This window comes from Stenotrophomonas sp. YJH_SMC_37, assembly GCF_059370035.1.
In genome coordinates this window covers 231,592-256,505 of the sequence record NZ_JCAFTG010000002.1, presented here as the reverse complement: position 1 = coordinate 256,505, position 24,914 = coordinate 231,592, and the positions used below count along the sequence as shown (strand labels likewise).

The 24,914-nt window shown below is 67.9% G+C and carries 22 protein-coding genes; 7 read left to right on the top strand and 15 right to left on the bottom strand.

Translation table 11 applies throughout. From position 1 onward, the window contains the following. Window positions 1-133: 133 nt before the first annotated feature. The 5 genes from AC5P8J_RS03685 to efp form a co-directional block, all read right to left on the bottom strand. Window positions 134-838, bottom strand: coding sequence for a squalene/phytoene synthase family protein (locus AC5P8J_RS03685; protein ID WP_019660510.1), 705 nt, complete (start codon window positions 836-838; stop codon window positions 134-136). Between the two features lie 11 nt (window positions 839-849). Continuing rightward, on the bottom strand, window positions 850-1,545 hold the full coding sequence (locus tag AC5P8J_RS03680) for a phosphoglycolate phosphatase (protein ID WP_058979670.1): 696 nt from the start codon (window positions 1,543-1,545) through the stop codon (window positions 850-852). Then, window positions 1,542-2,258: a bifunctional 2-polyprenyl-6-hydroxyphenol methylase/3-demethylubiquinol 3-O-methyltransferase UbiG gene (ubiG, locus tag AC5P8J_RS03675; protein WP_495216613.1), complete on the bottom strand. Its 717-nt coding sequence runs from the start codon at window positions 2,256-2,258 to the stop codon at window positions 1,542-1,544. The genes AC5P8J_RS03680 and ubiG overlap by 4 nt, the downstream gene beginning before the upstream one ends. A gap of 24 nt (window positions 2,259-2,282) precedes the next feature. Continuing rightward, on the bottom strand, window positions 2,283-3,626 hold the full coding sequence (locus tag AC5P8J_RS03670) for a TRZ/ATZ family hydrolase (protein ID WP_019660513.1): 1,344 nt from the start codon (window positions 3,624-3,626) through the stop codon (window positions 2,283-2,285). A gap of 163 nt (window positions 3,627-3,789) precedes the next feature. Next, window positions 3,790-4,356 carry an elongation factor P gene (efp, locus tag AC5P8J_RS03665; RefSeq protein ID WP_005410381.1) on the bottom strand — a complete coding sequence of 189 codons (567 nt, stop codon included), beginning with the start codon at window positions 4,354-4,356 and terminating at the stop codon, window positions 3,790-3,792. A gap of 96 nt (window positions 4,357-4,452) precedes the next feature. Here efp and epmB point away from each other — a divergent pair, with 96 nt between their 5' ends. Then, a complete protein-coding gene (epmB, locus tag AC5P8J_RS03660; RefSeq protein WP_152525815.1) occupies window positions 4,453-5,493 on the top strand; it encodes an EF-P beta-lysylation protein EpmB in 1,041 nt (346 codons plus the stop codon). A gap of 79 nt (window positions 5,494-5,572) precedes the next feature. On the opposite strand, the gene AC5P8J_RS03655 is transcribed toward epmB, so the two are convergent. From AC5P8J_RS03655 to AC5P8J_RS03645, 3 genes are all read right to left on the bottom strand, one after another. Then, window positions 5,573-7,699, bottom strand: coding sequence for an EAL domain-containing protein (locus AC5P8J_RS03655; protein ID WP_206621274.1), 2,127 nt, complete (start codon window positions 7,697-7,699; stop codon window positions 5,573-5,575). Continuing rightward, on the bottom strand, window positions 7,696-8,598 hold the full coding sequence (locus AC5P8J_RS03650) for a phosphate/phosphite/phosphonate ABC transporter substrate-binding protein (RefSeq protein ID WP_032953776.1): 903 nt from the start codon (window positions 8,596-8,598) through the stop codon (window positions 7,696-7,698). The genes AC5P8J_RS03655 and AC5P8J_RS03650 overlap by 4 nt, the downstream gene beginning before the upstream one ends. Before the next feature lie 77 nt (window positions 8,599-8,675). Then, window positions 8,676-9,446, bottom strand: coding sequence for an RNA methyltransferase (locus AC5P8J_RS03645; RefSeq protein ID WP_495216612.1), 771 nt, complete (start codon window positions 9,444-9,446; stop codon window positions 8,676-8,678). Between the two features lie 120 nt (window positions 9,447-9,566). Between AC5P8J_RS03645 and AC5P8J_RS03640 the strand changes: the two genes are divergently transcribed. Then, entirely contained in the window at window positions 9,567-10,394 is an 828-nt protein-coding gene (locus AC5P8J_RS03640; protein WP_005417749.1) for an inositol monophosphatase family protein, read from the top strand. A 668-nt stretch (window positions 10,395-11,062) separates the two neighbouring features. Here the strand turns inward: AC5P8J_RS03640 and htpX are convergent. After that, window positions 11,063-11,929 carry a protease HtpX gene (htpX, locus tag AC5P8J_RS03635; protein ID WP_251103395.1) on the bottom strand — a complete coding sequence of 289 codons (867 nt, stop codon included), beginning with the start codon at window positions 11,927-11,929 and terminating at the stop codon, window positions 11,063-11,065. A gap of 93 nt (window positions 11,930-12,022) precedes the next feature. On the opposite strand from htpX, the gene gluQRS reads away from it, so the two are divergent. The 3 genes from gluQRS (at window position 12,023) to phaR (ending at window position 14,417) form a co-directional block, all read left to right on the top strand. Further along, a complete protein-coding gene (gene gluQRS / locus AC5P8J_RS03630; RefSeq protein ID WP_495216611.1) occupies window positions 12,023-12,943 on the top strand; it encodes a tRNA glutamyl-Q(34) synthetase GluQRS in 921 nt (306 codons plus the stop codon). Window positions 12,944-12,960: 17 nt separating this feature from the next. Beyond that, the gene (locus tag AC5P8J_RS03625) at window positions 12,961-13,701 is read left to right on the top strand and encodes a beta-ketoacyl-ACP reductase (protein WP_495216610.1); all 741 of its coding nucleotides are present in this window, start codon (window positions 12,961-12,963) and stop codon (window positions 13,699-13,701) included. Window positions 13,702-13,883: 182 nt separating this feature from the next. Beyond that, window positions 13,884-14,417, top strand: a complete 534-nt coding sequence (phaR, locus tag AC5P8J_RS03620) for a polyhydroxyalkanoate synthesis repressor PhaR (protein WP_031270734.1) — start codon at window positions 13,884-13,886, stop codon at window positions 14,415-14,417. A 74-nt stretch (window positions 14,418-14,491) separates the two neighbouring features. Here the strand turns inward: phaR and AC5P8J_RS03615 are convergent, their stop codons facing one another. From AC5P8J_RS03615 to AC5P8J_RS03590, 6 genes are all read right to left on the bottom strand, one after another. Continuing rightward, on the bottom strand, window positions 14,492-15,445 hold the full coding sequence (locus AC5P8J_RS03615) for a TraB/GumN family protein (protein ID WP_021204168.1): 954 nt from the start codon (window positions 15,443-15,445) through the stop codon (window positions 14,492-14,494). Window position 15,446: 1 nt separating this feature from the next. Further along, the gene (locus tag AC5P8J_RS03610) at window positions 15,447-16,379 is read right to left on the bottom strand and encodes a DUF1684 domain-containing protein (RefSeq protein WP_188249618.1); all 933 of its coding nucleotides are present in this window, start codon (window positions 16,377-16,379) and stop codon (window positions 15,447-15,449) included. 11 nt (window positions 16,380-16,390) lie between these two features. After that, window positions 16,391-18,295: a DNA mismatch repair endonuclease MutL gene (mutL, locus tag AC5P8J_RS03605; RefSeq protein WP_021204166.1), complete on the bottom strand. Its 1,905-nt coding sequence runs from the start codon at window positions 18,293-18,295 to the stop codon at window positions 16,391-16,393. Between the two features lie 160 nt (window positions 18,296-18,455). Beyond that, window positions 18,456-20,024, bottom strand: coding sequence for an N-acetylmuramoyl-L-alanine amidase (locus AC5P8J_RS03600; RefSeq protein WP_021204165.1), 1,569 nt, complete (start codon window positions 20,022-20,024; stop codon window positions 18,456-18,458). Window positions 20,025-20,106: 82 nt separating this feature from the next. Beyond that, window positions 20,107-20,589 (bottom strand): tRNA (adenosine(37)-N6)-threonylcarbamoyltransferase complex ATPase subunit type 1 TsaE, encoded by a 483-nt coding sequence (tsaE, locus tag AC5P8J_RS03595; RefSeq protein ID WP_019660526.1) that lies wholly within the window; start codon window positions 20,587-20,589, stop codon window positions 20,107-20,109. After that, window positions 20,586-22,070 (bottom strand): NAD(P)H-hydrate dehydratase, encoded by a 1,485-nt coding sequence (locus tag AC5P8J_RS03590; protein WP_111097873.1) that lies wholly within the window; start codon window positions 22,068-22,070, stop codon window positions 20,586-20,588. Before AC5P8J_RS03590 ends, tsaE begins: the two co-directional genes overlap by 4 nt. A gap of 23 nt (window positions 22,071-22,093) precedes the next feature. Between AC5P8J_RS03590 and queG the strand changes: the two genes are divergently transcribed. Both queG and xseA read left to right on the top strand, forming a co-directional pair. After that, window positions 22,094-23,164 (top strand): tRNA epoxyqueuosine(34) reductase QueG, encoded by a 1,071-nt coding sequence (gene queG, locus AC5P8J_RS03585; RefSeq protein WP_111097874.1) that lies wholly within the window; start codon window positions 22,094-22,096, stop codon window positions 23,162-23,164. A gap of 44 nt (window positions 23,165-23,208) precedes the next feature. Then, entirely contained in the window at window positions 23,209-24,540 is a 1,332-nt protein-coding gene (xseA, locus tag AC5P8J_RS03580; RefSeq protein WP_227853045.1) for an exodeoxyribonuclease VII large subunit, read from the top strand. Window positions 24,541-24,914: the final 374 nt, after the last annotated feature.

Below are 24,914 nucleotides of genomic sequence, written 5' to 3'. Positions count from 1 at the left end.
GCCACTGTTGTAGAGCCGAGCCCACGCTCGGCTGCTGTCGCGCAGAGATGGGCCGAGCATGGGCTCGGCTCTGCAGACAGCATTCAATCAACCGCGCGAGGTAGCGCCGGGCCATGCCCGGCGGAGCGCGGGATCAACCGCGCGCGGCCCACCACACGCGCAGCAGGGTGCGCACCGGAGTGGCTTCGATTGGTTTGCCTGCGGCCTGCGCGGCCACACGGGCACGTGCCAGGCTGGACCACACGCGGCGCGGGCGCGGGCCGGGCACGCGGGTGCCCCACCCCTTTAACAGATGCTGCGCCCAGCGCTGCGCAGCGGTGCTGGCATCACCGTCCAGCAGGCTGCGCGGCACACCGGCCACGCCGGCATCCTGCAAGCGCTGGGCCAGGGTCTGCAGCTGCACCGCGCGACCGGCACCGGTGCGCGGCTTGTCCGCGAACAAGGTTGCCTCCACTGCGGCTACGGCCTCGGCGTAGTTGGCCAGCGCGCGCTCGGCGCCGGCTGCATCGGGCGCGACGGTGCGTGCTTCAACCAGATCCGGCAGCGCTTCGGCCAACTGCGCCCACGGCGCACGCACCGGCTCCAGCAGCCGGCCCAGCGGATGGCGCGAACGATGCCCGGCCCAACTGCGCAGCTCCTCGCCCCACCACGCCAGCTTGGCGTCGGCCGGCAACGGGTCGCCGCTGGTGTTGAGCATGTCGTCGAACTCCTGCAGCAGCGCAAACCACGCCACGGCCAGCTCGCGTTGCGATTCGGCCACGAACGGGGCGGCCACCGACCATTCCGGCCAACGGCTGCGCCACTTGTCGAGGAAACTGTCCAGCGCGGTACTGCTCACTACACCATTCCTTACGGCTGGGCCGGGGCTGCCGGCCGGGTCGGCCAGAGACTGGCCAGTTGCAGAAGTTCAGCGTTCTCGACCAGCACGTCGGCCTGCCAGGCCAGCGGATCGTCGCTGTGCAGGCGGTAGCCCCACAGCGCCGCCACCGACGGCATGGCCGCGGCCCGCGCGGCGATGATGTCGCGCTCGTCGTCACCCACGTACACGCAGTCTTCGGCAGCAACGCCAATGGCCTGCGCAGCGTGCAGCAGTGGAAGCGGGTGCGGCTTGCGCTCGGCCAGGCTGTCACCGCCGACCAGCACCGCGCAGCGCTGCTGCCAACCATGCTGCGGCAGGATCAGGCGCGCCAGGTACTCCGGCTTGTTGGTGACGATGCCCCATACCGTACCGGCCTCATCCAGCGCGGCGAGCATGCCGGCCACGCCGTCGAACAGCACTGCGTGCTGGCCGATCAGCGCTTCGTAGCGCTGCAGGAATTCCGGGATCAGCGCGTCACGTGCGGCGACGTCCAGTTCCGGGAAGGCAGCCGAGACCATCGCCCGCGAGCCCTTCGACACCACCGGGCGCAGTGCGGCCGGATCGATGGGTGCACGACCACGTTCGGCCAGCATCGCGTTGCAGGTAGCGACGAAGTCCGGCGCGCTGTCCAGCAAGGTGCCATCCAGATCGAACAGCACCGCGCGCGGGAAGCGTGCAGCGGTCATGCCGGCTTGACCGCATAGGCCAGGTAGTTGATGTCGGTGCGGCTGCTCAGGCGGGCATGGTTGCGCCACGGCTCGTAAGCCATGCCACTGACATCCACCAGCTGCACATCAGCCTCGCGCAGCCAGCGCGCCAGCTCGGCCGGCTTGATGAATTCCTGGTAGTGGTGGGTGCCCCTGGGCAGCAGGCGCGCCACGTACTCGGCGCCGACAATCGCCACCGCGAAGGCGGCCGCGGTGCGGTTGATGGTCGACAGGAACAGGTGGCCGCCCGGCTTCAGCAGGCGCTTGCAGGCCTCGATGATCGCGCCCGGGTCTGGCACGTGCTCGAGCATTTCCATGCAGGTGACCACATCGAAACTGCCCGGTTGCTCGGCGGCCAGATCCTCGGCGGCCTGCACGCGGTAGTCGACCTTGGCGCCGCTTTCCAGCGCATGCAGGCGCGCGACCTTCACCAGTTCCGGGGCCAGGTCGATGGCGGTGACGTCGGCGCCGGCCTGCGCCAGTGCTTCGCTCAGCAGCCCGCCACCGCAGCCGATGTCGAGCACGCGCGCGCCACGCAACGGCACGCGGTCGGCGACGTACTTCAGGCGCACCGGGTTCAGCGCATGCAGCGGCTTCTGCGGGCCGTCAGCATCCCACCAGCGGTTGGCCAGCGCGGCGAACTTGTCCAGCTCGGCCTGATCGAAATTGGAGGAAGCGTGGGGGGCAGTCATGAGGGGTCCTTGCGGCGCCAGGGATCAGGCGCGGATATGACGGATGCGCTCGCGCCACTGGCGCGCGTTGGCGATGATGCCCGGCAGGTCCATGCCGACCAGCTCGCGCTGCACCAGCTTCGGCTTGCCGGCGATCCAGACGTCGCTGACCTGCTGGCGGCCGGTGGCGTACACCAGTTGCGACAGCACGTTGTGCAGCGGCTGGGTTTCCAGCGCAGACAGGTCGACGCAGACCAGGTCGGCCTGCTTGCCGACTTCGATCGAGCCGATGCGGTCACCGAAGCCCAGCGCGCGTGCGCCACCCAGCGTGGACGCGCGCAGCGTGGTTGCCGCATCCAGTGCAGTGGCGTCGTCGGCCACGGCCTTGGCCAGGATCGCCGCGGTGCGGTTCTCGCTGAACATGTCCAGGTCGTTGTTGCTGGCGCAGCCATCGGTACCGATCGCCAGGTTCACGCCTGCGCGCTGCAGGGCGCAGGCCGGGCAGAAACCGGAGGCCAGCTTCAGGTTGGATTCGGGGCAATGCACGACGCTGACGCCGCGCTCGGCGCACAGGTGGATTTCCGCATCGGTCAGCTGGGTCATGTGCACCGCAATCAGGCGGTCGTTGACCAGGCCGAGCCGATCCAGCCGCGCCAGCGGGCGCTGGCCGTGCAGCCTGATCGAATCGTTGATTTCCTGCGCGGTCTCGTGGGTATGCAGATGCACCTGCATGTCGAGCTGGTCGGACAGCATCCGCACCCGCTCGAAGTTGGCATCGTTGACCGTGTAAGGCGCATGCGGCGCGAACGCGGTGGCGATCAGCGGATCGGTGCGCCACTGGTCGTGCAGTTCACCGGCCTTGGCGAAGTACTCGTCGTCGGTCTTGGCCCAGGCGGTGGGGAAATCGATGATGACCGCGCCCACCAGCGCGCGGAAACCGTGTTTCTTGTAGACCGCGGCCTGCACGTCGCCGAAGAAGTAGTTCTCGTTGGCGCAGGTGGTGCCGCCGCGCAGCATCTCGGCGATGGCCAGGGTGGTGCCGTCGGCAACGAATTCGGGGCCGATCACCGCCGCTTCCACCGGCCAGATGTGCTGCTGCAGCCAGGTCATCAGCGGCAGGTCGTCGGCGACGCCGCGCAGCAGGGTCATCGGGTTGTGCGTGTGGGCGTTGACCAGGCCCGGCATCAGCGCGGCCTCGGGGCGACTGACTACCTGGGCGGCACGGAAGCGCGCGCGCGCCTCGGCACGCGGCAGGATGGCCACGATCTCGCTGCCACGCACGGCGACGGCATGGTCTTCCAGCACCACCGCATGCGGCTCGATCGGAACGACGTAACCGGCTTCGATGAGCAGGTCGCAGGCTTCGGGGAGGTGCGGGCTATCGCTCATGCGGGCTCACTGGCTATTGGAGAAGGGCCTGGCGGGAGGCGGTAGCGCCGGGCCATGCCCGGCGGCTGTCCGCTGCGGCGCCATGGGCGCCAGCAACGGGTTCCGGGTTATGCCCGGAAAGCCGAGCATGGCTCGGCTCTACAGGTAATCCGGCTGCGCCGGATTACTTGACGCGTGCGGAGTACTCGCCCGAACGGGTGTCGACGCGGATCACTTCGTCCTGGTTGACGAACAGCGGCACGCGGACCACGGCGCCGGTTTCCAGGGTGGCCGGCTTGCCGCCGCCGCCCGAGGTGTCGCCACGGACGCCCGGATCGGTCTCGGTGATCTTCAGCTCGACGAAGTTCGGCGGCTGCACGAAGATCGGCTCACCGTTCCACAGGGTGACCACGCAGGACTCCTCGCCCTTCAGCCACTTCTCGGCGCCGCCCATGCCGGCCTTGGTGGCCTGGACCTGCTCGAAGGATTCCGGATCCATGAAGTGCCAGTACTCGCCATCGCTGTACATGAAGTTCATGTCGGTGTCGACGACGTCGGCTGCATCCAGCGAGTCGGTCGACTTCATGGTCACTTCCTGGGTACGGCCGTCCTTGATCAGGCGGTACTTCACGCGGGTGAAGGCCTGGCCCTTGCCCGGCTTGACGTATTCGGTGTCGATGATGACGGCCGGTTGGTTGTTGACCAGGATCTTCATCCCGTTCTTGACGTCGTTCATGCCGTAGCTGGCCATGCGTAAACTCCTGAGTGGCAGAAACGCCGCGGGTGCGGCGAGCCGTTAGAATGGAAAGCCCACCGGATGCCGGTGGGCGACTGTTTTTCTGCCCCCATGATAACCGCAGGCCCCCTCTCCATGCAGCTTTCCGCCTTCCCCCGGCCCCAGTCGCCAGGCGCGCCCGCGCGCTGGCAGCAGCTCTGGCGCCAGGCACTGCGCGACCCACAGGCCCTGCTGGCCCGGCTGCAGCTGGACCCGGCCGCGCTGGGCGTCTCGGAAGCGGCAATGGCCCAGTTCGCGCTGCGCGTACCGGAGGGGTTCGTGGCCCGCATGCGCAAGGGTGATCCGGCCGATCCGCTGCTGCGCCAGGTGCTGCCGATCGACGAGGAAATGCGTCCCGCGCCCGGGTTCAGTTTCGATGCGGTGGGCGATGGCGCCGCCAGGAAGGCCACCGGCGTCATCCAGAAGTACCGTGGCCGCGCCCTGCTGGTCGCCACCGGCAGCTGCGCGATCAACTGCCGCTACTGCTTCCGCCGCCACTTCGACTATGGCGCGGAGAACGCCGCCAAGGGTGGCTGGCAGGAGGCCGTAGCCGCCATCGCCGCCGACCCGGACATCGACGAGGTGATCCTGTCCGGCGGTGACCCACTGTCGCTGGCCACGCACAAGCTGGTCGAACTGACCGATGCCCTGCGCGCCATCCCGCATATCCACCGCCTGCGCATCCACACCCGGCTGCCGATCGTGCTGCCCGAGCGCGTGGACGATGAGCTGGTCTCCTGGCTGGGCAGTCTGCCCTGGCCGCTGGCGATCGTGGTCCACGCCAACCATGCCAATGAATTCGACGCCAGCGTGGACGCGGCGATGGCCCGCCTGCGCGCTACCGGCGCCCAACTGCTGAACCAGGCGGTGTTGCTGCGCGGGGTCAATGACAGCGTGCAGGCCCTGCAGGACCTGAGCGAGCGCAGCTTCGACGCCGGCGTGCTTCCCTACTACCTGCATCAGTTGGACCGGGTCGAGGGCGTGGCCCACTTCGAAGTGGATGACGCCCAGGCCAAGGCGCTGATTGCCGGCCTGACCGCGCGCCTGTCCGGTTATCTGATCCCGAAACTGGTGCGCGAACTGCCCGGCGACCCGAGCAAGCGTCCGCTGTAGCCCCAAAAAAGGGGACGGAGGGGATTAAGTCGCAAATGCGTAAGCGACTTAATCCCCTCCGTCCCTTTTTTTGTATCGGTCAGAGGCCCGATTCAATCATCCGCACCACTTCGGTGGCGGTCACCGGATGACTCAGCCAGTAGCCCTGGCCAAGATCGCAGCCGCGCTGCACCAGCAGGTCGAACTGCGCCTGCTGCTCGATGCCCTCGGCCACCACGGTGATGCCCAGTGCGTGGGCCATGGCGATGATCGCCGTGGTCAGCGCCAGATCGTCGGGATCGCGCTGCATGTCGGCCACGAAGCTCTTGTCGATCTTCACCCCGTCCACCGGTACCTGGCGAAGATGGCTGAGACCGGAGAAGCCGGTGCCGAAATCGTCCAGCCAGACCTTCACGCCGGTGCGGTGCAGCTTGTCCAGCAGCTGTGCGGCCACCATCTCGTCGCCGATCACGGCGGTTTCGGTCAGCTCCAGATGCAGGCGCGAGGCCGGTAGCCCGGACTCATGCAGGCACTGCGCCACCAGTGCCGGCAGTTCGCCGCCGCGCAACTGCCGTGGCGACACGTTGACCGACACGAACAGGTCGTCCCCGGCCGTCCCGCGCGGCCATTGCGCGGCCTCCATGCAGGCCGCACGCAGCACCTTCGGGCCGATGACTTCGATAAGGCCACTCTGCTCGGCCACCTCGATGAACACCGAAGGCGGGATCGTGCCCAGGGTCGGGTGCTGCCAGCGCAGGAGCACTTCAACGCCGACCATGCGGCGGTCGCGCATGCGGAAGATCGGCTGGTAGGCCAGGCGCAGTTCGCCGCGCTCCCAGGCGCCGCGCAGCTCCTGTTCCATATGCACGCGACGCTCGACTGCATGGTCCATCGCCCGGCTGTAATAGCGATAGCAGTTCTTGCCCGCCATCTTTGCCTGGTACATGGCAATGTCGCCGTTCTTCAGCAGGGTGGTGGCATCGGCCGCATCGTCAGGGAACAGGGTCACGCCGATCGAGGTACCCAGGAACAGTTCCCGGCCCTGCACCACCAGCGGCTTGCCCAGCTCCCGCACCAGCACTTCAGCCAGCAGCCGCGCATTTGCGGCCACATCACCATCGCCCACCAGGATCACGAACTCATCTCCGCCGAAGCGCGCCAACAGGGCTTCATCGCCCCCGGCTTCGGTGACCGCGCGATCGATACGCTGTGCAAACTGCAGCAGTGCTTCATCGCCAGCTTCGTGGCCAAGGGTGTCATTGACTCGCTTGAAGTCGTCGATATCGGCGAACAACAGGCCCAACCGGTGATTGGCGGCACGGGCAGCCATCAACCGATGATCAAGCGCCTCGCGGAATGCCAGCCGGTTGGTCAGCCCGGTCAACGCGTCGGTATAGGCCATGCGCCGCACTTCGCGGTCATGGCGGGCGATCGCATCACGCATGCGGGCAAAACCGCGCACCAGTTCACCCACCTCGTCGTCGCGGGTGTTCTCGGCCAGCGGCGTCTGGTAGTCGCCCGCCTCGATGCGACGGGCAGCGACGGCGAGATCACGGATCGGCGCAACCAGAGTACGCTGCACGTACACGATCACGACCACGCCGATCACCACCAGTAGGCCCAGCATCAACAGCAGCCAGCCCAGGTGACGGCTGCCGACCTGCTGCAGGCGTTCGCCCAAGGTGGCGTTGGCTGCCTGCTCGCGCTGCTGCACCTCATCCAGCGCCATGCCGACGCGGACGCCGCCAATGCGCTGGTTGCCGACCATGATCGGCATGGTGTTGTCGAGCACCTTCGGCGACTCCTGCACGACCAGCGCCTGCGCAGCCGCGGCCCTGGGTGCAAGAGGATCAGCCATCGGCTGGCCGAAACCGGATACTTCGACCGAGCCGTCGTGAACCAGCCGGCCGCGTTCGTCGAACACCAGCACGTAGCGCACCACGGGCTGGCGCGCAGTACTGCGCACCAGTACGCCAACCTGGTCCAGGTCACGGTAGTACAACGGGTTGGCCAGCGCATCGGACAACTCGCGCGCCATCGCCTCGCCGCGGCTGCGCACGCTGCGGTCGAACAATTCATGGATGACGCCACCGCTGAGGTTGCGCACCTCGCCCTGCATCGCCGCTTGCCGCCCCAACAACACTGCCAGGATCGCGATCACCACGACCATTGCCCCGCCCATCGCGAGCAGGAACCGGGCCTGCATCCCCGAGCCAAGCCACTTCATTCCACTTCCATCCGCACGCGCGTCAATCCTTGTTTCAATTCATCCAGCCGCTGCTGCGCATGCGCATCGACGCGGTGGAACCCGGAAGTGCCAAAAAACCGATGCAGCGCTCCCCGTGCCCTCGGGTCGCCGGCCGCCTGCAGCAGCACTTCCTGCAGGCGATCGCGCACGCGTGGATCAAGGTCGGCGCGGACCATCTCCACCGCACGCGGGTAGGGTTCGGTGCGCAGCAGCTCGCGGAAGTCGCGCCGGAACGCTGCTGGCATCCGCCGTTCGTCATTCCAGTCCACGCTGCTCACTGCTCCCACGTCAACCACCCCCTTGTGCACGAACGTCGCGATGTTCAGCTCGCTGCGTGCAAATACGTAGCCCACGCTATCTGGGCCCGGCATGTCCCATGCACCGGCCAGGATCTGCGGCGACAGGCCTTCCTGCAGCAACGTCATCACCGGCACCAGGTAGGCACTGGTGGACGCCGTGTTCTGCAGGGCCAGGCGATGGCCCCGCAGATCCTGCATGCGCTGGATCGGGCTGTCGCGGCGCACGAAGAAAACCGTCTGGTACTCCCGCACACCGTTGCGCTCGGTCAGCAGCAGCGGACGGGCGCCACTGCGCTGGCCCAGCGCCACCGCCGTACCCGAGGTTTCCGTGACCCAGTCGACACGACCGCGCCGCAGATAGCTGGCCATCTGCTGTGGATCGCGTGCCATCAGGATCCTCCCCTCCTTGATGCCAACGTCGTGCATGCGCGCCACCACGTAATCCAGCAAGGGCTGAAGCTGCTCGTAGTGGGCCTTGGGATCATCGCTGATCCGGCCCAGCACCAGCACGTGGTCCGGTGCTGCACGCACCGTCCCGGCCAGCAGGACCATGGCCAGGCTCAGCAGTCCCCCCTGCATTGCCTTTCGCAGACCCGACACAGGCTTCATCCCCCCCTGGGTATCCAGACAGACTACCCGAAAAAATGAGAACGTCGTCAGCTGTTCTTGTTGCCTGCTTGTGCCAGTCGCGCCATGCGCTGGGTGTCGGCGAGGATGCCGCGCAACAGGCGCACTTCCTGCTCGCTTGGCTCGCTACGCAGGAACAGGCGGCGCAGCTTGCGCATCGCCGATTCCGGCGCGCGGCCCTTGTGGAAATCGATCTCGTCCAGCGTGTCGCCGAGCTGGGCGAAGAAGCTCTCCATCTGCTCATGGCTGGCGGCCTGTTCGCGGAAGCCGGGCTCGGCATTGGGGGCCGGCTGCGCGCCCAGCAGCTGCATGCGCGTTTCATAGGCCAGCACCTGTACGGCGGCCGCCAGGTTGAGCGAGCTGAACTCAGGATCGGACGGGATGTGCACCGCCGCATGGCAGAGCTGCAGTTCCTCGTTGGTCAGGCCGGTGCGCTCGCGGCCGAACACCAGCGCCACCTCGGCGCCCTCGCCCGCCTTGGCCACTGCTCTGGCGGCGGCATCGGCCGGCAGGTACTCCTCCAGCTGCACGCGGCGGGCACGGGCGGTGCAGCCCAGCACCAGGCGGCAATCAGCCACGGCCTCGGCCAGGGTGGCCACCACCGGGGCCTCCCCCAGCACGTCTTCGGCACCGGCCGAGCGGCGGAAGGCCTCCTCGTCCAGTGGTTTTTCGGGGGCGACCAGCACCAGGCGGGCCAGGCCCATGGTCTTCAGGGCGCGGGCGGCGGCCCCCATGTTGCCGGGGTGCTGGGTACCGACCAGGACGAATCGGAGGCGGGTGGCGGCGGGAAACTGGGACATGAACAGGGAAAAGGTCGAGCTGGACGATGACCAATGGTAAACTGTGCGGCCGGCCACTGCGCCGGACCCGCTCTTTTCCCCCGCCAGTCCATCTCTTCTGCCTTTCCGGGAGCCCACGCCATGCAGAAACCCGCCGTAACCGTCATGGTCAAGGCCGCCCGCCTCGCCGGCAACGTCCTGTTGCGCAACATCAACAAGCTCGAGGCACTGAACGTGGTGCAGAAGGGCCGGATGGACTACGCCAGCGAAGTGGATGCGGACGCGGAAAAGGTCATCGTCAAGGAACTCAAGCGCGCTTACCCGGACTACGGCATCTTCGGTGAAGAAGGTGGCGTGCAGGGCGAGCGCCGCCAGATGTGGGTCATCGACCCGCTGGACGGCACCAGCAACTACCTGCGCGGCGTGCCGCACTACTGTGTGTCGATCGCCCTGGTCGAGAACGGCGAGCCGACCGATGCGGTCATCTTCGACCCGCTGCGCAATGAACTGTTCACCGCCAGCCGTGGCGCCGGCGCCGTGCTGAACGACCGCCGCATCCGCGTGGCCGACCGCAAGGACCTGGAAGGCACGATGATCCACACCGGCTTCGCCCCGCGCGAGCGCAGCCGCGCCAGTGCCCAGCTGAAGGCGGTCGACGCCCTGCTGGTGCACGGCGAGGACATCCGCCGCACCGGTTCGGCCGCATTGGACCTGGCCTACGTGGCCTGCGGCCGCGCCGACGCCTACTTCGAAGCCGGCGTGAAGGCGTGGGACATCGCCGCCGGCCTGCTGCTGGTCCGCGAGGCGGGCGGCAAGGTCTGTGACTTCAAGGGCGCGACCCTGGGCCGCATGGACAACCGTGGCCCGGAGACCCACCAGATCGTAGCCGGCAACCTGAAGGTGGCCGAGTCGCTGCAGAAGGTGCTGGTGAACACCGGCTACGCCGCCGAGTTCGACGCGAAGTTCTGAGGTTTCGCGTAAAGCGGTTCATGGGGACGGCATCTGCGAAGGTGCCGTTTTCGTTTGTGCGCACGGAGAGTCGTTTCCGCGACCGCGGAGGGGTGTCACTTTCTTTGCTCGTGCAAAGAAAGTAACCAAAGAAACACGCCGCCGGGGCGCGAGCCGACGTGCTGCGCACGCCGGTACCCTGCGCTCCTCGGACCGTCGAGGGACGGTGCGGGAACTCGCTGCGCTCAGACACCCGCACCTCTTCGCCCTCGCCGGACCTGCGGTGCTCGGCTCGCTCAAGGCGGACCCAACGTCAAATGCCACAGCTGAACCCAGTAGATCCGCGCCACGTGTGGATGCTGTCGATCTTGATCTTGATCTTCCAGTCCGCCTTGAGCGAGCCGAGCATCGCAGGGGAATCAGGGGCGAAGAGGCGCCGGTGTCTGAGCGCAGCGAGTTCGGCGCCGTCCCCTGATTCACCGAGAAGCGCAGGGTACCGGCGCGTAGCGACGGCTCGCGGCTGGCGGAGCGTTTCTTTGGTTACTTTCTTTGCGCGCAAAGAAAGTGACACCCCTCCGCGGTCGCGGAAATGATCCTAGGCATCGCCTGGCGCCACCAATGCGTGCGCGCGCAAAACAAAAACGCCCGGCGCGGGGCCAGGCGTTCCTGCACTAACAAGGAGCAGAGAGTTACGCCACCGTCGACGCCCGCAGCGCGGCGATGCGCTCTTCCAGCGGCGGGTGGCTCATGAACAGCTTCTTGGCCGTCGAACCGGAAATGCCGAAGGCGGCAATCTGGGTCGGCAGCGTGCTCTGGCCGTGGTTCAACTGCAGGCGCTCCAGCGCGGCGATCATCTTCTGGCGGCCCGCCAGCGAGGCACCGCCTGCATCGGCGCGGAACTCGCGGTGGCGCGAGAACCACATGGCAATCATCGTCGCGAACAGGCCAAACACCATCTCCAGCACGAACACGATGATGTAGTAGGCGAAGCCACGGCCACCGCCTTCGCGGTTGCCCGACAGCGCGCTGTCGATGATGCCGCCGACCACGCGGGCCAGCACGATCACAAAGGTGTTCAGCACGCCCTGCAGCAGCGCCATGGTGATCATGTCACCGTTGGCGACGTGGGCAATCTCGTGGCCCAGCACCGCTTCAGCCTCGTCCTCGCTCATGTTGTGCAGCAGGCCGGTGGACACCGCCACCAGCGCGTTGTTGCGGTTGGCGCCGGTGGCGAAGGCATTGATCTCCGGGCCGTCATAGACCGCCACTTCCGGCATACCGATGCCGGCGGCCTTGGCCTGGCGCTCGACCGTGGCCAGCAGCCAGCGCTCGGTCTGGTTGCGCGGCTCGGTGATCACCACCGCACCGGTGGAGCGCTTGGCCATCCACTTGGACAGCAGCAGCGAGATGAAGGAGCCACCGAAACCGAAGATGCCGGCCATGATCAGCAGACCGCTCATCTTGCTCGGGTCGGTTCCCGCCAGCGACATCACGATGCTGGCGAGGATCAGGACCGCGAAGTTGGTCGCCAGGAACAGGGCAATGCGGGTAAACATGGGAAAATCCGGCTCGGAAGGGGTCGATACCGGTCAATTTGCGGCGTGGTCAGCTTGAATTCAAGCGCCAACCTGACCGACGATTCAGCCAGCATGACCTCCCCCATTCCCTGCGGCCGTTTCGCGCCCTCGCCGACCGGCCTGCTCCACCCCGGATCCCTGCTTGCCGCCTTCGGCAGTTGGCTGCTGGCCCGCCACCATGGCGGCCTGTGGCGGCTGCGCATCGAAGACGTTGACCCGCCGCGTACCGTGCCCGGCGCCGCGCAGTCGCAGCTGCAGGCACTGGCTGCGTTCGGACTGGTCCACGACGGCCCGGTCCTGTGGCAGAGCGCGCGAGGCGAGGCCTACCAGGCCGCGCTGGATGTGTTGCTGGCCAGCGACCAGGCCTTCATCTGCCACTGTAGCCGCAGCGAACTGGCTGCCAACGGCGGCATCCATCACCGCTGCGTTGCGCGGCAACCGCGACCGGACCCTGCCGTCCGCTTCCGCGTGCCGCCGGGCAGCATCGTGCACTTCGACGATGGCCTGCGCGGCCCGCAGCAGCAGGACGTGCATGCCGAGATTGGCGACTTCGTGTTGCGCCGTGCAGATGGCTGCTGGGCCTACCAGTTGGCCGTGGTGGTCGATGACGCCGAACAGGGCGTGACCGAAGTGGCGCGCGGCGCCGACCTGCTCGATTCCACCGCGCGGCAGATCCTGCTGCAGCAGGCGCTGGGCCTGGCCGTGCCACGCTACTGGCACCTGCCGCTGCTGCTCGATGCCCCGGGGCACAAACTGTCCAAGTCGCTGGCGTCGCTGCCGGTGGACAGCACGCGGCCGGTGCCGGTATTGCGCGCGCTCTGGCAGCTGCTGGGCCAGGCGCCTGCCGCACTGGACGGCGCCGATGAGCGGGATGCGCTGCTGGAGGCTGCGCAACGGGCGTTCGACCCGGCGCGGCTGCCGCGGACCGACGTCCTGTTGCCGGCCGGCGCACTTTCCGCGCCGATGTTGCAGAATCCCCCTTCACCCACCTGATACCCGGACAGCACTCCATGACATCTCGCGTCGCACTGGTCACCGGCGGAACCGGCGGCATCGGTACCGCCATCTGCCAACGCCTGGCCGACCAGGGCCACCGGGTCGCCACCAACTACCGCGACGAGTCCAAGGCCCGCGCCTGGCAGCAGGCGATGACCGAGCGCGGCTACCACGTGGCGATCTTCCCGGGCGATGTCTCCGATCCAGACAGCGCCGAAGCGCTGGTGCGCGCCGTCGAGGCCGAGCTGGGCCCGGTCGAGATCCTGGTCAACAACGCCGGCATCACCCGTGACACCACCTTCCACCGCATGCGCGCGGACCAGTGGCACGATGTGATCAACACCAATCTCAACTCGGTGTTCAACGTCACCCGGCCGGTCATCGAAGGCATGCGCCGCCGCGGCTGGGGCCGGGTCATCCAGATCAGCTCGATCAACGGCCTGAAGGGCCAGTACGGCCAGGCCAACTATGCTGCGGCCAAGGCCGGCATGCACGGCTTCACCATCTCGCTGGCCCGCGAGAACGCCGGCTTCGGCATCACGGTCAACACCATTTCGCCCGGCTACGTCGCCACCGACATGGTGATGGCGGTTCCGGAGGACGTGCGCGCCAAGATCATCGCCGACATTCCCACCGGGCGCCTCGGCAAGCCGGAAGAAATCGCCTATGGCGTGTCTTTCCTGGTGGCCGAGGAAGCCTCGTGGATCACCGGCAGCAACCTGGACATCAACGGCGGCCACCACATGGGCTGGTGAGCCGCGCAGGGGGCGCCGCGGCATGCACCGGCGGCCCCTGCCGATGGTCATGCTGCGCAGCACGCAAACCCTTGTTGCGCAACATGATCGCCCCTGAAAGCCAAGCCTGGCGGGGGCTGGGGCGGTTGCAACCGCTGCTGCACTGCGCCATGCTGCGCGTCTACTGTGACGAGTACCGCTTCATGGCTGCGACCCGCATCATCAAGAAGTATCCGAACCGCCGTCTCTACGACACCGAGATCTCCAGCTACATCACCATCGAGGACGTGCGCCAGCTGATCCTGGACGGTGAAGACTTCGAAGTCCGCGACGCCAAGAGCGGCGACGACCTCACGCGATCGGTCCTGCTGCAGATCATCGCCGACCAGGAACAGGACGGCGAACCGATGCTGTCCACGCAGCTGCTGAGCCAGCTGATCCGCTTCTACGGCGATTCCCTGCAGGGCTTCATGGGCAACTACCTGGAGCGCAGCATGCAGGTCTTCCTCGACCAGCAGCAACAGTTCCGCCAGCAGATGGGCAACCTGCTGGGCCAGACCCCGTGGGCGATGATGAACCAGCTGACCGAGCGCAACCTGGAGCTGTGGCAGGAATTCCAGCGCAGCATGGGCAGCGGCTTCGGTGGCCCGCGCCCGGGCGGCACCGGCACCGGTACGGGCACCGGCAACAAGCCGAACGAACCGGGCACCGGCACCGGCAGCAAGACCCGCCGCTGAGCCGCTTCACAGGCTGACACGAAAACGGCGCGCCCCTGGCGCGCCGTTCTGTTTGGCATCGCGCCAACGATGCGTCAGCGTTTCGCCTTGCACGCCGAGCACACGCGCTCGACCTTGTAGCCCTTGGCCTTCAGTTTCTCGACCACGCCATCACTGCCCAGCAGGTGCAGCGTGCCGACCACCACCAGCGTACCGCCCTGCCCGGCCTGCAGGTACGGCTGCAGCTTCGGCACCCAGGCATCGTTGCGCCCGGTGTTGATGCGCTGGTACAGCTGCGGGTACTGCTGGCGCATCTCTGCCGCCATCTTGGTCCACAGCAGGCGATCATCACCGCGGCGCCACGCATCATGCAGCAGCCGCGCCTGCTCATCGGCCTTGCCGGCCTGGTCCAGTGCTTCGGCCAGCATCTGCCGCTGTTCCTGCAGCGTCATTCCGTCAAGCATGCCGATCTGGGTATCAATGTCCTCCAGTCCCGCCGTCTTGCGGCCGGTCTTCTGCGCGCGCTCCATGAAGTGGCGGTCCAGGCCCAGCGCCGGGTCCAGGCCGAGCTTCTGCATCTGCCCGATCGAAATGCTCAGGCCGACGAACCAAGGCTTCATGCCCTGCATCTGCGCCAGCGGCAACTGGTTCTCGGCAGCAAAGGCCTGCAGCTTCTGCCAAGTGGCCGCATCCAGATCACGCTTCAGCTCGCTGCCATCGGTGCGGATCGCCGCCTGCACCATGCGGCTGGCCAGCTGGGGCGACTGCATGTCTTCCGGCGACAGTTCGAACACTACCCGCTGTGAGGCCTCGAACGCCTGTTCGACATCGGGCGACAGCGGGTAGTCCTGCGGCTTCAGCAGGTGGAAGGAACCGAGCAGGTAGAGGCGTGAGTCGCCTGGGCCGGTCACTTTCCACAGCAACGGCACCGGCGGCCGGGCCGCCGCTGCGCCAGCGGTGTCGGCTTGCAGGGTACGTGCTGCAACCAGCGGTGCCAGCGCACAGGCCGCCAACAGAACGGCGGCACGCAACAGTGATCTGATCGGCATCTCAGCCTTCTCCTTCAGGCAGGTGGTAGGCCTTCTCGCCCGCTTCCACGCGCAGGTCCAGCCGGTTTTCAGGCGGCGCCAACGGGCAGGTTGCATAGGCGGTGAACGCACACGGTGGGTTGTAGGCATGGTTGAAATCGATGCGCACCGTACCATCGGCGCCTGGCGCATCGGTTTCCAGGTAACGCCCAGCCGGATAGCTGCCGCGACCACTGGTGCGGTCGGCGAAGATCAGGAACAGCGGCTGCCCGGGTGCACCTATCGCCTCCAGCCGCCAGTTGCGGCCATCACGCTGGAACTCGACCGCGCCCGCGTTCGGCATCTCGGTGGTCAAGCCAGTGATATCGACGATCGGCAGGGTCTTGCCTGGCGGGTGCGCGATGAAGCGCGCCTGCACCTGCCAGTCAGGACCGCCCGGCCAGTACTCCAGGCCGGCGAACCCACGGCGTGCAGGCGCATCGGCGTGCTTGACCCGCAGCGCATCGCGCGGACCGCGACGGATGATGCTGAGCTGGCCTTTGCCACCATCGAAGGCCAGCAGCGTCGGCTGCGGATCCTTGTCGGTGTCGATGCGGATGCGGCCGCGGACCGGTTTGCCCCCATGGCTGACGTCCGTACCGGCTTCGGGAGTGAACCACCATTGGCTGCCTTCGCGGCGCAGCAGGCCCAGCTTGTCCGGCCCCACTGCCAGGCGGATGCCATTGGTCGCGCCACTGCCGACAAAGTGCGATCTGTTCTGCAGCCAGTGCAGGCCGACCAGCGCTGTCCAACCGTCCGGGCGGGTCAGGTCCTGATAGCGTGCCACCCGCCACTGCTGCTGCCCGGCGGCATAGGACGGATCCTCCGCGGCCGAAGCCGGTGCCGGCGGCGGCGCGGGGCTGCAGGCGGCCAACACCATGGCGACCAGCAGGCCGCCCATTCCCCGATAACGCATCGATGCTCCCCTCAACGTCCGCGCAGGAACCAGCGGTCGATCTCCGCCAGCGAAAAACGGGCCCAGGTCGGCCGGCCGTGGTTGCATTGGCCGGACCGCTCGGTGATCTCCATGTCGCGCAGCAGCGCGTTCATTTCCGGCACGGTCAGGCGACGGTTGGCACGCACCGCGCCGTGGCAGGCCATGGTCGACAGCAGCTCGTCGCGCGCGCTGGCCACGCGGCGGCTCTGGCCGTGCTCGCGCAGGTCGGTCAGCACGTCGCGCAGCAGGCCTTCCGGTTCGGCATGCGCCAGCAGTGCCGGTATGCTGCGCACGTGCAGTGAACCGGGGCCGGCACGGGTCACTTCGAAGCCGAGTGCGGCCAGCGTGTCGGCTTCGCTTTCGGCGGTATCGGCCTCGCGCTCGCCCACCGCCAGCGTGATCGGCACCAGCAACGGCTGCGACTGCAGGCCGATGCCATCGTGCGCGTTCTTCAGGCGCTCGTAGCCGATGCGTTCGTGTGCGGCATGCATGTCGACCACGATCAGGCCTTCGGCGTTCTCGGCCAGGATGTAGATGCCGTGCAGCTGCGCGATCGCATAGCCCAGCGGCGGCACTCCGGCATCGGCACTGGTGACCGGCAGTCCGTTCTCGGTCGGCATCGGCGGCAGCGCCGCCCCGGGCTCGGCACCGGCCGGCGTGGCATACAGCGCGGCGTAGGCCGCCGGAGCATCAGCAACCTGCAGCCCAAGGGGCTGCTGCGGGCGCCAGCCGGAAAAGCCACCGCCGCCTGCGCCCGAGCCGGCACCGGGCGCAGGCCCACGCACCAGCCCGAAACCCGATGCGCCCGCGCTCGATGCCATCGATGCAGCAGCGGCGTCCACCGGATGCACCGGACCCGCACCGATCTCCTGCGCCGACATGCCCGCGCGGGTATCAGCCAACGCGTCCTTCAGCGTGCGATAGACGAAGTCATGCACCAGCCGCGAATCACGAAAGCGCACCTCGTGCTTGGCCGGGTGCACGTTGACATCAACACGGGTCGGGTCCAGTTCGAGGAACAGCACATAGGCCGGCTGCCGACCGTGGTACAGCACATCGCCGTACGCCATCTTCACCGCGTGGGCGACGCTGCGATCGCGCACCGAACGGCCGTTGACGTACAGGTACTGCTGGTCGGCGCTGGCACGCGAGTAATGCGGCTGCGCGATCCAGCCATGCAGGCGCAGGCCGGCGCCACTGTGATCCACGCGCACGGCCTGGTTGGCGAAATCCTCGCCCAGCGTTTCTGCCAATCGCGTATCGGAATACAGATCGCCCGGCTTGTAACGGCGCGAGGCCTTGCCGTTGTGGGACACGCGCAGTTCGACGTCCGGCCGCGCCAGGGCCAGCGAGCGCAGCCATTCTTCGATATGGCCCAGCTCGGTGCGCTCGGCGCGCAGGAACTTGCGCCGCGCCGGTACGTTGTAGAACAGCTCGCGCACTTCCACCGTGGTACCCGGCGCATGCGCGCGCGGCGTCACCTCACCGATCTTCCCGCCTTCGATCTGCAGCGCGGAACCATGCTCGTCATGTGCGCGACGCGAGGCCAGGGTGAAGCGACTGACCGAGGCGATCGACGGCAGCGCTTCGCCACGGAAACCGAGCGTGGCCACCGATTCAAGATCGTCCAGATCGGCGATCTTGCTGGTCGCGTGGCGCGATACCGCCAGCGGCAGCTGCTCCGGCGCGATGCCACTGCCGTTGTCGCGGATGCGGATCAGGCGTACACCGCCCTCTTCAAGATCGATATCTACGCGGCTGGCACCGGCGTCGATCGCGTTCTCGACCAGCTCCTTGACCACCGAAGCGGGACGCTCGACCACTTCGCCAGCGGCGATCTGGTTGATCAGGATCTCCGGCAAGGGCCGGATCGGGCGCGGACCGGGCGCGCTCATGGGAGATGATGGGCAGCAGACTTCATGGGTCGATGATAGCGGAGCGCCCGTGGGTAGAGTCGACTGTCAGTCGACTGCTCTCCGCCCGGGCGCCGAAAAGCCCCGCGCTGCGCACGTAGTCAACCAACAGTCGACTCTACCGCGCTCTACAGGAAGCGGATTACTTGCTGCCGCCGGCCATGGTGGCTGCGGCGTCGATCTCGGCCTGGGCACGGGCCGCGTACAGCGTGCCCGGCGGTGGCTGGCGGCTGAAGAAGGTGTGCACGCCATCGAGCACGGCACCGGCGATCTTGCGCTGGTAGGCCGGGTCGGTCAGGCGACGCTCTTCATCCGGGTTGGAGATGAACGCGGTTTCCACCAGCATCGCCGGCATGTCCGACGTACGCAGCACCGCGAAGTTGGCGCGCTCGATGTTCGGCTTGTGGTTGTTGCCGATCCGCTTAAGGCCGCCCAGCACGTGGCCGGCGGCGTCTTCGGACGCCTTCATGTAGCCGCTCTGCGCGAGGTCCAGCAGCACATTGGCAAGCGTGCCCTCGGTCTGCTGCAGGCGAACGCCACCGACCAGATCGGCCGCGTTTTCCTTGTCTGCCAGCCAACGGGCGCGCTGCGAAGAGGCACCCTTGGTCGACAGTACGTACACCGACGAACCGGTGGCCGAACGGTTCTCGGCCGCGTCGGCATGGATGGAAATGAAGATGTCGGCCTTGTTTGCACGCGCCTTCTGCGCGCGCATCGGCAGCGGAATGAACACGTCGCTGTCGCGCGTAAGGTAGGCCTTCAGGCCTGGCGTCGCATTGACCTGACGGGCCAGTTCCCGCGCCACCGCCAGGGTGACATCCTTCTCACGCTTGCCGGTCGGGCCGATCGCGCCCGGATCCTGGCCTCCGTGACCGGGATCGATGGCCACCACCAGATGGCGCATGCCGGCCTGCATGCGGATGCGGGAGGCATCACTGGGCATGGCCGGGCGCGGCGGTTCCACCGGCGTCGGTGCCGGCGCAGGCACCGTGGCCGGCGGCGTGGTCACCACCGCTGCGGTGCGCTGCCCAGCGAGGATCGCGGCCGGCGAGGAAGAAGGCGAACTGCTGGCCACGGTACCCGCCGCCGCGACCTGGGCCGGCGCGGTGGATGGCGCCGGGGTAGGCGTGGCCGGCGCGGCGGCGGTGGCACTGGCCTGCTGCCGCACCTGGGCAGTCAGCAGCGCCGTGGCACGCGCGGCATCGGTACGCGCCTGCGCGCTCTCCGCCGGCGTCGGCGTCGGTGCGGGCGTGTTGGCCGGCGCCTGCGGCGGCACCGCTGGCGTCGCTGCCGGACGGCTGGCGGCCACGGCCGGGCCATCGCCCGGCCATTCGATCACCAGCTTGGATTCATTGCCCTCGCGCTGCATCTGTGGGCGGAACGGCGCCACCGATTCAGCAAGGTCGAAAACGACACGGAAGGTACCCGGCACCGGCTGTCCGGTGCGCACCGCGGTGACCACGCCCTGCGCCGCTGGCATTTTCAGGTTGCGTACGGCGCTGGAGTCCGGGAAATCGACCACCAGGCGGTTCGGTCCGGCCAGCGACATCGTCTTGTAACCGCCACTGCCCACCAGCGAGATCTCGGCACGGGTGCCGGTGGCACCGGTATTCAGCAGGACCTGGCGAATTTCACCGGCCCACGCGCTGACGCTCGCCAGACCCAGTCCGACGGCGGCACAGATGGCGATGAGACGGTTCCCCGGGCGCATGGCTCAGGATTCAATCACCGCACTGAACGGAATGCAACACCTTTTTCCTTAATAATCCGTAACCTGCCGGTGTTTGTTCTCGTCAGCCGACAGATATGGCCTGCAAGTCGCCTCCTTGGGGAAGCCGTTTCAGCCATTCATGCCCCGCGTCGCTGGCGCCAGTGAGACGAACGCGACGCCCTTGTCCCTCGATCTCCAGCGCCACCACCAGGTCGGTTGGCGGCAGCGCACCGGCACCGCGTTCCGGCCATTCAACCAGCCACAGTACCGCGCTGCCCTCGTCCAGCCCGAGGAAATCGAGTTCGCCAGCCTGCCCGATCCGGTACAGATCCAGATGCCAGGCCTCGCCACCGCCGGCCAGCGGATAGCGCTCGACCAGGGTGTAGGTCGGGCTGCGGATGGCGCCCTGGACACCCAGCGCGCGCAGCAGTGCGCGGGCCGTGGTGGATTTGCCGGCCCCCAGGTCGCCGCGCAGTTCGACCAGCGCCTGCGGCGGCCGCGTGGCCGCCAGCCATTGCCCGAGCAGTTCAGTGGCATCGCTGTCGGCAAGGAAGAAATCGATCATCGGGAAAGTTCCGGGTTGGCCAGTCGCCGCAACGGCGACAGCAGATCAGTAGGAAGCAGGCCGCGCGCGCCATCGGCGGCCGCGGCGTCGCCCGCGAGCCCATGCAGCAGCGCACCGGCCGCGGCGGCGTCGAAGGCGGCCAGGCCCTGCGCGCGCAGGCTGGCGATGATGCCGGTGAGCAGATCGCCCATGCCTCCCACGGCCATGCCGGGATTGCCTGCAGCGATCAGCCGTGGCGCCTGCCCGGGCGCCGTCACGATGCTGCCTGCGCCCTTCAACACCACCACGGCGTGGAAGCGTTCGGCCAACGCCTGCGCACAACGGTAGCGATCGGCCTGGATGTCAGCGGTACTGCAGCCGAGCAGACGCGCGGCCTCGCCCGGATGTGGCGTAAGGATGGCGTCCGGCAGCGCGCGCGGATCCTGCGCCAGCAGGTTCAGTGCATCGGCATCGACCACCAGCGGTTTGGCGCTGGCCAGCGCCCGCGCAAACAGCGCGCGCGCCCATTCGTCCTGGCCCAGGCCCGGCCCGATCGCCACCACCCTGGCCTTGTCCAGCAGCGCCGGCAGCACATCGCCGTCTTCCAGCGCATGGGTCATCGCTTCCGGCAGGCGCGCCAGCAACGGGCCGACGTGATCGCGGCGGGTGCCCAGGCTCAGCAATCCGGCGCCGGCACGCAGCGCGGCCTCGGCCGCCATGGCGATGGCACCGCCGCTGCCATGGTTGCCGCCGACGCACAGCACGTGCCCGGATTCGCCCTTGTGGCTGTTGGCGCGGCGCGGCGGCAGCAGTGCCGGCAAGCGCGCCTGGGTCCAGTGCTCCACGGCAGGTGACACGCCCTGCCATGCGGCCGTGGGCAGCTGCAGCGGCGCCAACGCCTTCCGCCCGCAATGATCCAGCGCATCGCCGGTATACAGCCCGCGATGCGGCACGATGAACTGCAGGGTCAAAACAGCCTTCACCGCCTCGCCCGGTACGGCGCCCCGGTCGGCATCGACGCCACTGGGGACGTCCAGCGCCAGAACCGGTGCCGCCTGCGCGTTGAGGGCGGCGATCAGCGCCTGCGCCACACCTTCCGGCGCACGGTCGAAGCCCAGACCGAACAGGGCATCGACCCAGATATCGGCCTCGGGCAGCGCGCCGTCGAAATCGGTGAGGGTGCCGCCACCGGACGTGAATTCCGATGCTGCACGCTGTGCCAGCGACGTCGCCGGTGGCTTGCCCGGCAAGGCGATCACCGTCACCGTACGCCCGGCCTGTCGTGCATGGCGGGCCAGCACCAGGCCATCGCCGCCGTTGTTTCCTGCGCCAACCACCACGCCGATCCGCTGCGCTTGTGGCCAATGCTGCAGCAGGCACTGCCAGGCGGCGTGGCCGGCCTGCGCCATCAGGCTCCAGCCGCCCTCGGCAGCCAGTGCCGAGGCCTGCGCATCAAGCGCACGCGCGGCAGCGGAATCGAACAGAGCGGCAAGGTTGGCCATGCGGGGATTTTATACTGGTGCATATGTCTCCCGCCCCCTCCCCTGTCGATCCGGTCCAGGCCGTACAGCGCATCCGCGAACTGGCGCGTGCGCATGGCTTCCAGCGCTGCGGCATCGCCGGCATCGAGCTGGGCGAGGACGAGGCGCACCTGGCCGACTGGCTGGGCCAGGGCCTGTACGGCACGATGGACTGGATGGCGCGCCACGGCACCCTGCGCGCGCGCCCGGCCGAGCTGCTGCCCGGCACGGTGCGGGTGATCTCGGTAGGCATGGACTACAGCCACAAGGACGACACCGAAGCCTGGGCAACCCTGGCCGACCCGGGCCGCGCCTACGTGGCCCGTTACGCCTTGGGCCGCGACTACCACAAGCTGATGCGCAACCGCCTGCAGAAGCTGGCCACGCAGATCAACGATGAAGTGGCACCGCTGGGCTACCGGGTATTCGTCGATTCGGCGCCGGTGCTGGAGCGCGCACTGGCGCGCAACGCGGGGCTGGGCTGGATCGGCAAGCACACCTGCCTGATCGACCGCAACGGCGGTTCCTGGTTCTTCATCGGCGAGATCTACATCGATATCCCGCTGCCGATCGATGCGCCGGCTACGGCACACTGCGGCACCTGCACGCGCTGCATCGATGTCTGCCCTACCCGCGCGATCACCGGCCCGCAGCGGCTGGACGCGCGGCGCTGTATTTCCTACCTGACCATCGAGCACGACGGTGCCATCCCCGAAGACATGCGGCCGTTGATCGGCAACCGCATCTACGGCTGTGACGACTGCCAGCTGGTCTGCCCCTGGAACAAGTTCGCCAAGCGTACCGACGAAGCCGATTTCCGCGCGCGCAACAACCTCGATACCGCGCGCCTGGACCAGCTGTTCGCCTGGGACGAAGCCGAGTTCCTGCGCCGCACCGAAGGCAGCCCGATCCGGCGCAGCGGCCATGAGCGCTGGCTGCGCAACATCGCCGTGGCGCTGGGCAATGCGCCGTCCTCGGCCGAAGCGCTGGCTGCCCTGCAGACCCGCATCGACGATCCCTCGCCGCTGGTGCGTGAACACGTGCAGTGGGCACTGGGCCAGCACACGGTGCGCTGACGTGCGATCCTGAGCCCCCGTTCCGCCCGCAGCACGCCGTTCCCATGCAGCCACGCAACAACGACATCCTCACCCCCAGCCAGCTCAACACCCTGGCCCGCGACCTGCTGGAAGGCAGCTTCCCGGCGATCTGGGTCGAGGCCGAACTGGGCAGCGTGGCGCGTCCCGCCTCCGGGCATCTGTATTTCACCCTGAAGGACGCACGTGCGCAGCTGCGCGCGGCGATGTTCCGGATGAAGGCGCAATACCTGAAGTTCGTGCCGCGCGAAGGCATGCGCGTGCTGGTGCGCGGCAAGGTGACCCTGTACGACGCCCGTGGCGAGTACCAGATGGTGCTGGACCACATGGAGGAAGCCGGCGAAGGCGCACTGCGCCGCGCCTTCGAGGAGTTGAAGGCACGGCTGGAGGCCGAAGGCCTGTTCGACCCGGCACGCAAGCGGCCGCTGCCGGCGCACGTGCAGCGCCTTGCGGTGATCACCTCCCCCACCGGCGCCGCTGTGCGCGACGTGCTGAGCGTGCTCGGCCGCCGCTTCCCGCTGCTGGAAGTGGACCTGCTGCCGACCCTGGTGCAGGGCAGCAGCGCCGCTGCACAGATCACCCGCCTGCTGCAGGCCGCCGATGCCAGTGGCCGCTACGACGTGATCCTGCTGACCCGTGGCGGCGGTTCACTGGAAGACCTGTGGGCCTTCAACGATGAAGCACTGGCCCGTGCGATCGCCGCCAGCCGCACCCCGGTAGTGTCGGCGGTGGGCCATGAAACCGACTTCAGCCTGAGCGACTTCGCCGCCGACCTGCGTGCACCGACGCCATCGGTGGCAGCCGAGCTGCTGGTACCGGACCAGCGCGAACTGGCCCTGCGCCTGCGGCGCACCGCGGCACGCATGGCGCAGCTGCAGCGGCACACGATGCAGCAGGCGATGCAACGTGCTGACCGTGCCCTGCTGCGCCTGAACGCGCAGAGCCCGCAGGCGCGACTGGACCTGTTGCGCCGCCGCCAGCTCGATCTGGGCCGGCGCCTGCATGCCGCGTTCAACCAGCAGCAGGAGCGCCGTGCTGCGCGCCTTCGCCATGCAGCGGCGGTCCTGCGCGGGCACCACCCACAGCGCCAGTTCGACACGATGCAACGCCGCCTGGCCGCCCTGCGCGGACGACCGCAGGCAGCGATGCAGCGTCTGCTGGAACGCGATGCGCTGCGCCTGCGCGGGCTGGCGCGTTCGCTGGAAGCGGTCAGCCCGCTGGCGACTGTAGCGCGCGGCTACAGCATCCTGACCCGCAGTGACGATGGCACGCTGGTGCGCCAGGTCGATCAGGTGCAGCCCGGCGACGCATTGCAGGCGCGCGTGGGCGACGGCGTGATCGACGTGCAGGTCAAGTAAAGGGGTTCGGCAGGGCTGCGCCCTGCACCTGCAGAGGCAAATGCAACAGCCGAAGCAACAGCGAAAGCGGCTCTGGATTGCTGGTAGCTTGGCGGGGTGGTGTGGCTGTGCAGGACACGCCGTAAACCATCCCTGGGGGCTCGATGGCGCCATCCATGGCGCCAACGGTCCTGCACAGCCACACCGCCCCACCCTCGACAGTGTCCCGATGACGGTCGGTAGATCCACGCCATGTGTGGATGAATCTCTTTCAGACATCGAATCAATTCGGGGTCAGATCCGTTTTCCTGCGGAAAACGGATCTGACCCCAAGCGCCATTCCGGCAGATCGCGGACATCTGTCGAAGGCGGGGTGGGTCCGGTTGCGGGGGCGT

Excerpts from the sequence above, each read along its gene's own strand:
- mutL (WP_021204166.1), bottom strand. The coding sequence starts at position 18,295 with ATGAGCGCGCCCGGTCCGCGCCCGATCCGGCCCTTGCCGGAGATCCTG.
- AC5P8J_RS03625 (WP_495216610.1), top strand. The coding sequence starts at position 12,961 with ATGACATCTCGCGTCGCACTGGTCACCGGCGGAACCGGCGGCATCGGT.
- AC5P8J_RS03590 (WP_111097873.1), bottom strand. The coding sequence starts at position 22,070 with ATGGCCAACCTTGCCGCTCTGTTCGATTCCGCTGCCGCGCGTGCGCTT.
- phaR (WP_031270734.1), top strand. The coding sequence starts at position 13,884 with ATGGCTGCGACCCGCATCATCAAGAAGTATCCGAACCGCCGTCTCTAC.
- AC5P8J_RS03655 (WP_206621274.1), bottom strand. The coding sequence starts at position 7,699 with ATGAAGTGGCTTGGCTCGGGGATGCAGGCCCGGTTCCTGCTCGCGATG.
- ubiG (WP_495216613.1), bottom strand. The coding sequence starts at position 2,258 with ATGACTGCCCCCCACGCTTCCTCCAATTTCGATCAGGCCGAGCTGGAC.
- xseA (WP_227853045.1), top strand. The coding sequence starts at position 23,209 with ATGCAGCCACGCAACAACGACATCCTCACCCCCAGCCAGCTCAACACC.
- efp (WP_005410381.1), bottom strand. The coding sequence starts at position 4,356 with ATGGCCAGCTACGGCATGAACGACGTCAAGAACGGGATGAAGATCCTG.
- tsaE (WP_019660526.1), bottom strand. The coding sequence starts at position 20,589 with ATGATCGATTTCTTCCTTGCCGACAGCGATGCCACTGAACTGCTCGGG.
- AC5P8J_RS03610 (WP_188249618.1), bottom strand. The coding sequence starts at position 16,379 with ATGCGTTATCGGGGAATGGGCGGCCTGCTGGTCGCCATGGTGTTGGCC.
- gluQRS (WP_495216611.1), top strand. The coding sequence starts at position 12,023 with ATGACCTCCCCCATTCCCTGCGGCCGTTTCGCGCCCTCGCCGACCGGC.
- queG (WP_111097874.1), top strand. The coding sequence starts at position 22,094 with ATGTCTCCCGCCCCCTCCCCTGTCGATCCGGTCCAGGCCGTACAGCGC.
- AC5P8J_RS03670 (WP_019660513.1), bottom strand. The coding sequence starts at position 3,626 with ATGAGCGATAGCCCGCACCTCCCCGAAGCCTGCGACCTGCTCATCGAA.
- epmB (WP_152525815.1), top strand. The coding sequence starts at position 4,453 with ATGATAACCGCAGGCCCCCTCTCCATGCAGCTTTCCGCCTTCCCCCGG.
- AC5P8J_RS03645 (WP_495216612.1), bottom strand. The coding sequence starts at position 9,446 with ATGTCCCAGTTTCCCGCCGCCACCCGCCTCCGATTCGTCCTGGTCGGT.
- AC5P8J_RS03640 (WP_005417749.1), top strand. The coding sequence starts at position 9,567 with ATGCAGAAACCCGCCGTAACCGTCATGGTCAAGGCCGCCCGCCTCGCC.
- AC5P8J_RS03600 (WP_021204165.1), bottom strand. The coding sequence starts at position 20,024 with ATGCGCCCGGGGAACCGTCTCATCGCCATCTGTGCCGCCGTCGGACTG.
- htpX (WP_251103395.1), bottom strand. The coding sequence starts at position 11,929 with ATGTTTACCCGCATTGCCCTGTTCCTGGCGACCAACTTCGCGGTCCTG.
- AC5P8J_RS03615 (WP_021204168.1), bottom strand. The coding sequence starts at position 15,445 with ATGCCGATCAGATCACTGTTGCGTGCCGCCGTTCTGTTGGCGGCCTGT.
- AC5P8J_RS03680 (WP_058979670.1), bottom strand. The coding sequence starts at position 1,545 with ATGACCGCTGCACGCTTCCCGCGCGCGGTGCTGTTCGATCTGGATGGC.
- AC5P8J_RS03650 (WP_032953776.1), bottom strand. The coding sequence starts at position 8,598 with ATGCAGGGGGGACTGCTGAGCCTGGCCATGGTCCTGCTGGCCGGGACG.